Here is an 11,483-nt window from a genome sequence, read left to right on the forward strand (position 1 = left end):
AACAGATCTCCGTCGTGTGCGCCGAGCGGTGATCGGATCGGTTGTTGGCAATGCTCTTGAGTGGTATGATTTTTTCCTTTTTAGCGCTGCGGCTGCGTTAGTTTTCAACAAACTCTTTTTTCCAACGGGCGACAGGACGGCCGCATCGCTGGCGGCCTTGTCGATATATGCCGTCGGTTTTGTTGCGCGACCGGTGGGCGGACTTGTGTTCGGTCACGTCGGTGATCGCTATGGACGCAAAGCGGCTCTTATCTGGACGCTTTCCATAATGGGGGTGGCGACTTTTGCGATGGGTCTGCTTCCGACCTACAAACAGATCGGCTGGTGGGCGCCCGCTTTACTCGTCGTCTTGCGGCTAGTTCAAGGCTTGGCAGCGGGCGGCGAGTGGGGAGGGGGTGTGCTGCTAATTACGGAGAACGCACCTGCGCATCGGCGCGGCTTCTTCGGCGCTTGGAGCCAAGCAGGCGTAAGCCTGGGCTTTGTCATCTCATCACTTGCCTTCTTTCTCGTCCGACAACTGCCCGACGCGGACTTCTATGCTTGGGGTTGGCGACTTCCTTTCCTTGCAAGCATCGTGATCTTCGCTGCTGGCATATTCATTCGTAAACGAGTCATGGAAACCGCGCCGCTGAAAGAGGGGAAGGACCCTGCGGCTCTGCCTGTGGTGGCGCTGCTGCGTCGGTATCCCCGTGCCTTGATGCTCGGCATCGGCGCGCGATTGGGCGAGAATGGCGGATCGCAACTGCTGATTACGTTTTCGCTGGTCTATGGCACTTCGGTTGGCGCTTCCACGGACGTGCTTCTAATAGGCGTCATGCTCGGTATGATATGCGACAGCGCTATGATGCCTGTGTTCGGTGCCCTTTCGGATCGGCTCGGGCGTCGCCCGGTCTATATGGCGGGCCTCCTGGCAATGGCGGCTTTCGCTTATCCCTTCCTGCATATGCTCGGGTCTGGCTCGACGCCTCTCATCATCCTTGCCTTCGTTATCGGCAACGGCTTATGTCACGCTGCGATGATTGGCGTGCAGCCCGCAATGTATAGCGAATTGTTCGAACCAGAGGTGCGTTATTCCGGTCTGGCCTTCGTTCATGAGGTGGCCGCGGTGATAGTGGGCGTGGTGCCCCTGATCTCAGCGGCGCTGCTTGCCCGGTACGGTTCGCCGGTGCCTGTGGCGATCTATATCGGAATACTTTGCTTACTCAGTCTCCTGTCGGTGTGGGCGATGAGAGAGACTCGACCGACGCGGGCACAGGCCCACTGAGATTCTCGGCCACGCGCTTAAGGAGAGCGTTCAGATGATCGATCTCTTCGGCGTTCATTCCAGCAAAGGCCTGCTCGTAAAGTTTTGCGGCAGACCGCCATGCCTCGTCGCCCGCGATTTGGCCCTGGTCGGTTAGCACCACTTCCATCACCCGTTCTTTGCCCGGGCGGGGCTGCCGAAGGACAAGGCCGTCGACTTCCATACGTTGAATGATTTTTGTCATGGTAGGAAGTTTTTCGATTGTATGCGCCGCAATTTCGCTGACGCTAGCCACGCGATCCTGATGTAGTGCCATGAGCACGCGCCAACGCGGCATGTCGAGCCCGGTCGGTCGCAGTATCTCTTCCATGCGCGCCCGGTAGCGGCCGCCTGCGCGAGCAAGCCAATAAAAGGGCCAGCTGCGATAGGTGATGCTGGGTTCCCTCGTTCTGCTCATTTCATCTCGGTCCTTTCGACAACAATAGCAAAATCCAGGTTGAATATTCAACCTAGATCATTATACCCATGTTGAATATTCAACGTAGGTATAGTTCGATGGCGAAGGACGCAATTTTCATTGAGCAATTCCGCCTCGGCGGGGACGGGCCGAGAGTGGCCATCAAGGATTGCATCGACATCGCGGGCTGGCCGACCCGAGCGGGGAGCGAAGCACTGGTCGACGCTCCTCCTGCGAGTCGTCATGCTGACGTTGTGGAGGCAATACTTGCGGCGGGCGGGTGCATTGTCGGCAAGGCCAATATGCACGAACTTGCCTATGGCGTGACAGGTGTAAACCGATGGTTGGGAACCCCACGCAACACACGTTACCCTGACCTGATACCCGGTGGATCGTCCAGTGGGTCAGCGGCGGCAATCGCTGCTGGGCTTGCGGATGTGGCGATTGGTACTGACACTGGTGGCTCGATTCGGATGCCGGCTGCCTGTTGCGGTGTGGCTGGCCTGAAGCCCAGCTTCGGAAGGGTCAGCCGCAGAGGCTGCACGCCGGCTTCCTCCAGCCTTGATTGTGTGGGCCCATTCGCGCGGAATGTTGCAGGTCTGGAGATGGGGATGTCGCTCATCGATCCGACATTTCAGGCGGCAGCGATCCCTGCCGCCGTTAGGCTCGGCTGGGTCGCAACGGAAGCGGACGAGGAGATCGTCGCCTCGGTCAGAACGGCCCTACAGCGTGCCAACGTTGAGCTGATCGAGACACCGCTCGACGGTCTGCAGGAGGCATTTCAGGCTGGCGTCACGATTATGGCTGCCGAAATGTGGGAACTGTTCGGCGCACTGGCGGAAGATCCTCGCATGGGCGCCGACGTGCAGGCACGACTTCGCGCGGCTGCCAGCGTCACCCCCGCCCAGGTCGCGGCGGCGGAGGCGGTGCGGAAACGCTTTCGCGCCATTGTCGATAATGCGCTGGCTAACGTCGACGCGCTGGTCCTGCCGGTCCTGCCATCGGTCCCACCCAGGCTGGACGATCTGGGCGATGCCGCGCGGATGCTCCGACTTACGTCGCTTATTCGTCCTTTCAACCTGACGGGACATCCGGCGCTCTGTATCCCCATTGACGGCCCCGGAGGATTTCCTGCCGCAATCCAATTGGTCGGTGCCCACATGAATGACGCGCATCTGTGTGCTGTGGCACGTCGGGTGTCGGGGGAAGCGGTATGAGCGAGCAGAACGAAATTGCGGCGCTGCGTGCCGAATTGTCGCATCTTTACGCCAAGGACGCAGTCCGCGCTGTGGTCATGCAATATTTCCGCCTTTGTGACACGCTCGGTCCTGACACATCGATGGACGATCTGCGCAATTGCTTCACCTGCGATGCGCTGTGGGAAGGAAGAGGGCGATATCGCGAGGCGTTTGGTCGTCACGAAGGAAGCGACGCCATCGTTGCGATGCTCGGCAGCTATGCCGTTCCCCAACCGCACTTTGCGATGAACGCGCATTTCCTTTCAAGCGAGACGATCACGGTGTCAGGCGATACGGCCGTCGGCCTGTGGACCATGTTGCAGACGTCCACGTATCGCGACGGACGATCGGATCTGCGCAGTGCTGCGCTTACGATCCATTGCCGCGTCGAGGATAGCCGCTGGCGGATGTCCCATTTCATTACCGAGAACATCTTTTCGCGTGATGTGGACCACTGGTCCGACACTGCACCAATTTCCGTGCCAGACAATTGAACCGAGGAGAGATCATGAGCAACGCTGACCTTGCCGAGATGGTGCGCCCTGATCGGGCGCTAACTCCGCTTTATACCGATGCCGATATTTTCACCGAGGAAATGGAGCGGATTTTCAAGAACACCTGGGTCTGGGTCGCGCACAGCAGTGACATAGCATCGCCCAATAGTTTCAAGACATCGCATGTCGGCCTCGAACAAGTCATCGTCACGCGTGACAAGGAGGGCAAGATTCATACCCTTCTTAACCGCTGTCGGCACCGCGCGGCGAGCGTCTGCGAAAAGCGGCAGGGCAAGGCGAGCGTGTTCGTCTGCCCCTATCATGGCTGGAGTTATGAACCGAACGGTCGCCTCCGCAAGGTGCCGCATAAGGCGGGCTATCCGGCTGAATTCGACAGTGTCGAATATGGCCTCGTCTCACTGCGGACCGAGGAGTATAACGGGCTTATCTTCGCTACGTTCAAGCAGGATATCCAGCCGCTGGTGGACTACCTGGGGCCAGCACGCAAATGGATCGACCTGTTCATGAAGCAGGGCGGCGGTTATCCCGTCAAGGCACTAGGCGAACATCGTTTCCGCTTTCCAGGTAACTGGAAAATTCAGCTCGAAAACACCACTGACGCTTATCATTTCCCAATCGTTCACAAGACCTTTCTCGATTCGCTCGACGCTGAATCGGAAAATGTGTTCGACGTGCTCGGCCAGGGGGGGTGGGTAGAGGATCTCGGCAATGGTCACAGCGTCATGGTTATGATTCCCGATCTGATCGACCTTGAGGAAAATCTCGATGCTCCGATCCCGCAGCGTTTCATGGATCTCGCCAAAGAGCTGGCAGAAGAAGGGTATCCGGACGATCAGGTGCGCAAAATCGTTCGCGCAGTCGGGGGCGCGGGGTTCAACCTCAACCTTTTCCCCAACGTGGCCTGTTCAATGGCTTTCTTCCGCGTATTGCGCCCGATCAAGGTCGACGAAACCGAGATCACCCATGTCGCGATCGGTATGGATGGTGGACCTGCGGCAGCCAACCGCATGCGGCTTCGCTTGCACGAACATTTTCAGGGGCCGATGGGCTTTGGCACGCCGGACGATGCCGAGGGCTGGGAGCGGGTTCAACGCGGCGCGCGTTCGGGCCAGGACCTTTGGATAATGCTCAACCGCGGCGTAGATGCCCCTGAGGGCTGCGCCGAACCTGGCCATAATGCCGGTGACGTTAGCGCCGAGACTGGCATGCGCGCTGCTTATCAGATGTGGAAAAGGATGATGACGGCATGACTATCATGATGGACCCAGGTATCGCGTCGATCGATGTGCCGACTCTGGCCGAGGCGACCGCCTTCATCTGGGCGGAAGCAGACATGCTCGACCGGCTTGATTATAAGCAATGGCTTCCGCTCTGGACCGAAAATGGCCGGTACATCATTCCGACTGAGCGTGGCATCGATGATTATGACGACAGGCTCAACATAGTAAATGACAATGCGGAGATGCGCGCTGCACGGGTGAAGCGCCTGCTGTCGGGCTTTTCCATGTCGTCTGCCCCGCCGGCGCGGACCGTACGCACCGTTTCGCGCTTCGTTCAGTTGGCCGACGATGGCGGCTTGACACTGCGCGCCGCTCAGATCGTTGCCGAATATAAGTATGAGCGAATGCGGATACTTGCGGCAGACGTGGCATATCGCATTGTGCGCGAAGACGACGGGTTGAAGATCGACCGCAAGGTTGTCACGCTCGTAAATTGCGACGATTATCAACACGGCATCGGTTATCTGCTCTAGGCGACACTCATGGACGATATAGATTATGCTGCTGCTCGCTTCGTGGAGGCGCGCAGCACTGCGCAAGGCCTTGCGGATTATCCGGGGCGGCTTCCAGAAAGCCTTGATGCGGCTTATCGCGTGCAGCAAAAGGCAATTGCTGGCTGGGGCGACCGAGTTGTCGGCTGGAAAGTTGGACGTATTCAGCCTCATCTCGTCGGATCGTTAGGCGCAGAACGCTTCATCGGCCCGGTGTTCGCGCAGACCGTGACCAAGGCGAGTGCAACGAATTATTTTCCCGCCTTCCTTGGCGGGGTCGCGGTATTCGAAGCAGAGGTTATGATCTCGGCCGCTGCCGATGCGCCTACCGACAAGCAGGATTGGACTGCTCAGGAAGCGTCCGCCTTGGTGGCCGCCATGAACGTCGGTATTGAAATCGCTGGCAGCCCGCTGGCGTCGATCAACGAACTTGGCTCGTTGGTGACGATCGCTGGCTTCGGCAACAATAATGGACTCTTCGTTGGTCCGGAAATACTGGATTGGCGGGAGCGAGACTGGCAAAACCTTATCTGCATGGTGCGCATCGGAGGAGAAGTTATCGCGGAGGCAAGTGCCGCTGCAGTACCTGGCGGACCATTGGAAGCCTTTGCTTTCGCTCTCGGCGAGGCAGCGCGCCAAGGCCGGGCCATCCGTCGTGGCGACATCGTGTCGACAGGCGCGATCACCGGTATGCATGTGGTGACGATTGGACAGCGGTGTGTAGCGACATTCGGCGGTGTAGGTGACATTGATTGTGAGGTCATACCTGCGGTCGCACAACCTCACGCGGAGCGGGGTTGTGCGCGCTGAATAGAGAAGTCACTATTTGTGCCATATAAAAATTTCACAGGGTGGGAAACAACAGGGGCTGCATGGAGCCATCGGGTTAGCGCAGCGCAGACCCTGCCCGGATCGACGGCGTGTATCGCGGTCCAGTAGGGCTTGTCAGCGGACGGTTTGCCCTGATCGAACGCGCCGGGGATTTCACGCTGTTGCCGTGGCGTCCGAAAACGCGAGCGGATTGTCGGTCGACGGCTGCCATCTAATTTGTGAGTCAGCGGGGGGGGGTAACTATCTCCGAGCGGCTCTCGACAAGAGATGTCCGCATGTTCATCAGGGTGCCTTAGGTCGGAATCTTTCATCATGCGCCCGCCAACGCAATAGACGATCGGCAACTTGCTAATCGCCTCGTCCAAGTTTTCTATACGGCTGCATAATATGATCACTATGAAATAAATGCAGCGTCGGCACGGAAGCTAATTTTAGCCTCTGCGGCCCGCCAGACATCAAACGATCGAAGCGGAGTGACGCAAGGGCTTAGCAGCCTCCGCTAAGCTGCTGGGAATAACAGTTTTGCCGGTTTTATTTCTTTAGCGTGGCCAAATAGGCTATAACGTCTTGCCGGTCTTTGGCCTTGTTCAAACCGACGAAAGCCATTTTTGTGCCCCGCACCATTGCCTGCGGAGCGCTCAGGAACTTGTCCAGACTGGCTTTGTCCCATGTAATAGTTTGCGCCATCATCGCGCGGGAATAGGCAAACTTCGGAACGCTCGCAGCCTTACGGCCGATGACGCCATTTAACGGCGGGCCGACCGAGATTTTGCCACTATTTGAGTGGCAGATTGCACATCGGGCGTAGATGGCTGCACCGGATTTTGCATCTTGCGCTGAGGCCGGCGAAGCTGCCGTGAAGGCAATCAGGCAGGAAAATGCCAGCGTTGTTATGTGATTTGGCACTCGATCAACCCTTTGCCTTGCTATTCGAAAAGGTGAGCCGAATTTACTGAACTATCGGAAACTCGCCCAACGTGTATGCATCGCCTCCGGAAATCCACTTGCCATCCTTCTTGGCAAAAACGAACAGCATGATGAAGGTGAATGGTTTTTGTGCCGTATCGCGCGGGAATGCGCGAAAATTGACCCACTCCCAAGCGGCGTCCGTTCCGATGTGATTGGAAATCGGCTCGACTTTCACATCAGCGACTTTCACTACATTCTTGTAGTCAGCGCGGAATCCTTCCCGTCCGATCACCGGCTTGCCCTCCGGGCCGAAGGTAATGGCGTCTGCTGAATAGAATTGTTCGACGATCTTGTCGGCATCCTGCGCCGCGAACGCTTTTTCCTTCATGCGATACAGAGCGTCCACCTGCTGACGGAAATCGGCCGCAATCCTCTCGCTCGGCTCCGGCAAATTACCGACCGGCGCTTCACCCGCCATTGCTGGAGTTGCGGTCGCGGCGAGGATTAATGCCAAAGAGGCCATTAGAGTTTTCATCAAAATTCCTGTTTAGAACCGATCAGCGAAAGCGAATTGTCCGTCTCGAATACGTTCGAGTATCTGTTCGAATCGGTTTATATTGTCAAGCCAGTTCGTGTTTTTCTGAAAAGCCTAACCCTTAAGCGGGAAACGCTACTTCACAGAAAATGTAGCAATACGAGTATGTTGTAGCCTATTAAGAATTCTCAGCGAGATATTCCAATTGCAGTGGAGACTGCCTATAAGTCGATTGAATACGACATATGAACGTCTTTTGGGAGTTTTTGGGTCCGATGGAAGAGAAGCGTAATAAAACGGTGACGCGTCGAGACTTCATTGGAGGCACGCTCGTGGGCTCAGGTGCCGCGCTTTTGACGGCCGCCGCCCCTAATAGCCTTACTGCATCGGCCAATGCCCAGACCATCGATCACCCTATGACCGGCCTTGGTACGGATTGGACGGGCCCCGGCGGCGTAGGCGACTATGCGGGCAAAAATGGCAATACTGCAGCCGTCGTCAACGCTGCGCATGGGCAGATCCGGAATGGTGAACTCGACAAACGGATCGCCACCGCGCCCGTTGTTGACGAACTGTATGACTTGGTCATCATCGGCGCTGGCATATCGGGCCTGACTTCAGCCTATCGATTCCGACAGACAAATCCCACGGCGAAAATCCTGATCCTCGATCAGCATGCGATCTTCGGCGGTGAAGCAAAGCAAAATGAATTCGATGTCGATGGATACCGACTTACCGCCCCCCAAGGGTCGACCGGCATCGTTGTGCCGTTCGCCAAGGCATCTGCTCTTGGTTTTGCGGCGCCGATCTTAAAGGAGCTTGGCTTTCCAGAAGAATTTACCTTTCAGACCGGCAAGAATCTCAGCAAGCCCATGGAAATCCCTCAGGATGCGTGGGGCCCTATGCACATTTCCTGGGAGCGGGGAGACACTGCGTTCTACTATGAGGGTAAGGGGATGGTTTCCAATCCCTGGCGCAATGGCTTCAAGGATGCGCCCATTTCTGAGAAGTTAAAAAAAGCGTTGGTCGATCTTGAGCTTTTTCGCACGCCGCCAAAACGGGACGACTGGGCGGAATGGCTGGATTCGATGACCTACAAGGAATTCCTGCTCAATGTGGCCGGCGTTCCGGATGACTGCATAGATGGTGTGCTCGAAATACTCAGCCCCGTGATGGCGAGTATGGGTTGCGGGCAAGGCGGTGAGATTATCTCGGCCTATTCCGCCTATAATTACCTCCAGCCTGGCGTGAATGCTTATTATCGCTACCAGTTCGATGGTCAGGACCCCACTGACGTCCTGTATCTGGCCACCTTCCCCGGCGGCAATACGATGATCGCACGGAAGCTCCTCAAGCAAGCAAAGCCCGAAGCGATCGGTGGCGCTGACACTGTATATGACGTCATGACCGGTCCTGTGCAGTGGGACCAGCTGGATCGCGTAGGGCAAAATTTGCGGGTGCGCTTGTCCAGCACGGTCTTTTCGGTAGTGCACGAGGGCAAACCCTCCAGGGCGAAGGCTGTTCGCATAACCTATGACCAGAACGGCAAGCTTATGAGCGTTCGCGCCAAGGCTGCCATTTGCGCGGGTCAGCAGCACGCCAACCGGCGTATCTGCCATGATATCAGTACGGATTATCGGGAGGCTATGAGCGCTTTTCACCATGCACCGATGTTGGTTATCAATGTTGCGCTGAGGAACTGGCGATTTCTGGACAAACTGGGCGCGTCGGGCATCCGTTGGTTTGAGGGGCTGGGCTGGTGGACCAGCTTGCGGCGTAACCTTGTGGTCGATGGACACGAGACACAGCCGCTTGACCCGAACAAGCCTGTGGTTTTGACACAATACATCCCATTTTTGCTGCCAAGCATGCCCTTTCCTGACCAGTGCACCGCAGCCCGGATGCAGCTCTTCTCGATGTCCTATGCCGATATCGAGGCGCAGGTCCGCGAGCAGTTCACCAAGATGTTCGCCCCCTATGGCTTTGACGACCAGCGCGACATTGCCGGGATTATCACCAACCGTCAGGGCCATGCTTATTTTGTCGGGCCGCCTGGATTCTTCTTTGGCAAGGATGGCAAGAAAGCGCCGAAGGACGTGCTACAGACGCCATTTCACCGCATCGCCTTTTCGCATTCGGAACTGGCTGGCGCGCAGATGTGGGAAACGGCCGTTAGTGAGGGTGAGCGGGCCGCCAAACAGATACATGACATGAATCTGTAAAGCAGCGTCATCAGCGCACTGATCAGGATGAAGGCACCATGATCGTTGCAGGGCGGCGGCGCCCGTGACGGTCATGGTTTGATCTGGCTTGCCGAAACCTGCGCGCCAATGTGATCCATCTAATTCAAGCGACCGAGACGGTCTTCCGCGTCTTGAATATGCCAGCATCGCCTGCGCCGCTCGTCCTGCGTCCAGGATGCTTGACGGGCATGCTGTTGCGCATCTCAAGGATGGGCGGCAGATAGTTGGCGAGATAAGATGTTGAACCGAGAATTGCCTGATCGAGCATCTGATCAGTGATGATGCCATCTTCAAGCACAGACAGGCTAAAGAAAGTGTCGGCTATTTGGATCGCGTAGAAGCAGGCGAGGACAGGATCTCTCATCTGAGGAACATGATAGATGGATTCAAGGAGGTTGCTTAGCACCGCACCAAATCTCAGATCATCGTGACAGGCTGCGCGCTTGATGTCATGTGCGGTCTGGGGGCCAAGCAGCAGTTGCCGGGCTGCGGTATCGGAATTGAAATAGGCGGCCGAGGTCTGGATGAAGGTGCCAACGCAATCCTGCCAGCGTTGATAGGCTATGATTTCGGGCGCGATCAGGCTCATTTCATCGGTGATCATCCGGGCGAGATCCTTGTAGAGAACGCGGACGTCGGAGAAAAAATGATAAGTGGAGCTTGCGGGTATCTCCGCACGTTCGGAGATCATGGGCAAGGTAATCTCGTCCATTGTCCGCTCGTGAAGCAATGCGCGGGCGGCCAACAACAACGCTTCCCTTCGCGCCCTGCCGCGAGCTTGCGTATATCTCTTGATATTTCCGGTTTCTGACATGCGGTTCGCTATATCGGTGCCGTTTGAATTCAACAACCGGAATAGGTTTGAGTGTATGGGGTGCTTTCACGAACGCGCTGAATGATCACCCGCGTCCTTTGCGCAGCAACCGTTCAGAAAGATGACCGGCCCCCCACTAAGTGGTCCGTGTTGATTGTTAGTGTATTCGCGCCTCCATCGCCGGACACGCCGTTCATGCTTTTGCGGTTCATGAAAAATTCCTGAGGCGTGATATCGGTGACAGGTCGCTTTCCGAACTCTGCCCCAATCAGTTTCACGAACTAGCGCATCTTCTCCAGCGTTGGTTCAGCCCACCCCTCACGCGCTTTCTTCTCTAATAATTCCTCGGCCACGCTCGCGAAGCTGTTGCTGGCCTGAATACTCGGCTCGATGCGGGCTTGTCGTTTGGCTGCATTGGGATCGACTGCATGAGTCAATTGCCTACGAGCCGCATCCCGGGCAGCGCGCGCCTCGGCCAAGCTAATATCGGGATACGTCCCTAGCGACAGTTTCCGCTCCACGCCGTCGATGCGGTATTTGATTCGCCAAAGCTTGCTGCCTCTTGGATTGACAAGCAGATACAAGCCCGGGGAGTCAGCGACCTTGTACGGCTTGGCATTTCGAATAGCGGTAACGATCAGCACCATTGGGGGCCGCCAGGACCCTTGGTTAAGCCCCCACCATGCGCAATCGCAGGCAAACAGAGGCATCCGCCGACAATCAGCGAATACCACAAAACTAACGGAAATCAGGGATTTTTTCAACTGTTGGCGGACGTTGCCAGACAGAATTTTGGAGGCCCGAGCCGGAATCCAATTCATCGAACATAGCATTGATATAATTATCAATTTATAGGTCTTAACGCTAGCAATCCATCAATCGGTCCATCACCTTCAGATTCAAAATGGGTTCAATTCTCAAAGCGGG

13 protein-coding genes are annotated in these 11,483 nt (G+C 56.6%); 8 read left to right on the forward strand and 5 right to left on the reverse strand.

Features of this window, described 5'->3' with window-relative positions:
* Nucleotides 1-28 precede the first annotated feature (28 nt).
* Nucleotides 29-1,264, forward strand: coding sequence for an MFS transporter (locus tag QMG56_RS11855; RefSeq protein WP_281822719.1), 1,236 nt, complete (start codon nt 29-31; stop codon nt 1,262-1,264).
* On the opposite strand, the gene QMG56_RS11860 is transcribed toward QMG56_RS11855, so the two are convergent.
* A complete protein-coding gene (locus QMG56_RS11860; protein ID WP_281822720.1) occupies nt 1,203-1,613 on the reverse strand; it encodes a MarR family winged helix-turn-helix transcriptional regulator in 411 nt (136 codons plus the stop codon). The genes QMG56_RS11855 and QMG56_RS11860 overlap by 62 nt on opposite strands.
* Nucleotides 1,614-1,798: 185 nt before the next feature.
* Here QMG56_RS11860 and QMG56_RS11865 point away from each other — a divergent pair, with 185 nt between their 5' ends.
* From QMG56_RS11865 to QMG56_RS11890, 6 genes are all read left to right on the forward strand, one after another.
* On the forward strand, nt 1,799-2,917 hold the full coding sequence (locus QMG56_RS11865) for an amidase (protein WP_281822721.1): 1,119 nt from the start codon (nt 1,799-1,801) through the stop codon (nt 2,915-2,917).
* Nucleotides 2,914-3,432 carry a nuclear transport factor 2 family protein gene (locus QMG56_RS11870; protein WP_281822722.1) on the forward strand — a complete coding sequence of 173 codons (519 nt, stop codon included), beginning with the start codon at nt 2,914-2,916 and terminating at the stop codon, nt 3,430-3,432. Before QMG56_RS11865 ends, QMG56_RS11870 begins: the two co-directional genes overlap by 4 nt.
* Nucleotides 3,433-3,446: 14 nt before the next feature.
* A complete protein-coding gene (locus tag QMG56_RS11875) occupies nt 3,447-4,703 on the forward strand; it encodes a Rieske 2Fe-2S domain-containing protein (RefSeq protein WP_281822723.1) in 1,257 nt (418 codons plus the stop codon).
* Entirely contained in the window at nt 4,700-5,206 is a 507-nt protein-coding gene (locus QMG56_RS11880; protein WP_281822724.1) for an aromatic-ring-hydroxylating dioxygenase subunit beta, read from the forward strand. The genes QMG56_RS11875 and QMG56_RS11880 overlap by 4 nt, the downstream gene beginning before the upstream one ends.
* Nucleotides 5,207-5,215: 9 nt before the next feature.
* A complete protein-coding gene (locus QMG56_RS11885) occupies nt 5,216-6,034 on the forward strand; it encodes a 2-keto-4-pentenoate hydratase (protein ID WP_281822725.1) in 819 nt (272 codons plus the stop codon).
* 101 nt (nt 6,035-6,135) lie between these two features.
* Nucleotides 6,136-6,270: a DUF3363 domain-containing protein gene (locus QMG56_RS11890; protein ID WP_281822803.1), complete on the forward strand. Its 135-nt coding sequence runs from the start codon at nt 6,136-6,138 to the stop codon at nt 6,268-6,270.
* 316 nt (nt 6,271-6,586) lie between these two features.
* Here the strand turns inward: QMG56_RS11890 and QMG56_RS11895 are convergent, their stop codons facing one another.
* The gene (locus QMG56_RS11895) at nt 6,587-6,961 is read right to left on the reverse strand and encodes a cytochrome c family protein (protein WP_281822726.1); all 375 of its coding nucleotides are present in this window, start codon (nt 6,959-6,961) and stop codon (nt 6,587-6,589) included.
* Between the two features lie 43 nt (nt 6,962-7,004).
* Nucleotides 7,005-7,499 carry a nuclear transport factor 2 family protein gene (locus QMG56_RS11900; protein WP_281822727.1) on the reverse strand — a complete coding sequence of 165 codons (495 nt, stop codon included), beginning with the start codon at nt 7,497-7,499 and terminating at the stop codon, nt 7,005-7,007.
* Between the two features lie 245 nt (nt 7,500-7,744).
* Here QMG56_RS11900 and QMG56_RS11905 point away from each other — a divergent pair, with 245 nt between their 5' ends.
* Nucleotides 7,745-9,721, forward strand: coding sequence for an NAD(P)-binding protein (locus tag QMG56_RS11905; RefSeq protein ID WP_281822728.1), 1,977 nt, complete (start codon nt 7,745-7,747; stop codon nt 9,719-9,721).
* Nucleotides 9,722-9,845: 124 nt separating this feature from the next.
* Here the strand turns inward: QMG56_RS11905 and QMG56_RS11910 are convergent, their stop codons facing one another.
* Complete coding sequence (locus QMG56_RS11910) at nt 9,846-10,454, reverse strand: TetR/AcrR family transcriptional regulator (protein WP_281822729.1); 609 nt, start codon at nt 10,452-10,454, stop codon at nt 9,846-9,848.
* Nucleotides 10,455-10,837: 383 nt separating this feature from the next.
* Entirely contained in the window at nt 10,838-11,377 is a 540-nt protein-coding gene (locus QMG56_RS11915; protein ID WP_281822730.1) for a DUF4102 domain-containing protein, read from the reverse strand.
* Between the last annotated feature and the right edge of the window lie 106 nt (nt 11,378-11,483).

The organism is Sphingobium sp. BS19 (genome assembly GCF_027925545.1).
Taxonomy (GTDB): Bacteria; Pseudomonadota; Alphaproteobacteria; order Sphingomonadales; family Sphingomonadaceae; genus Sphingobium.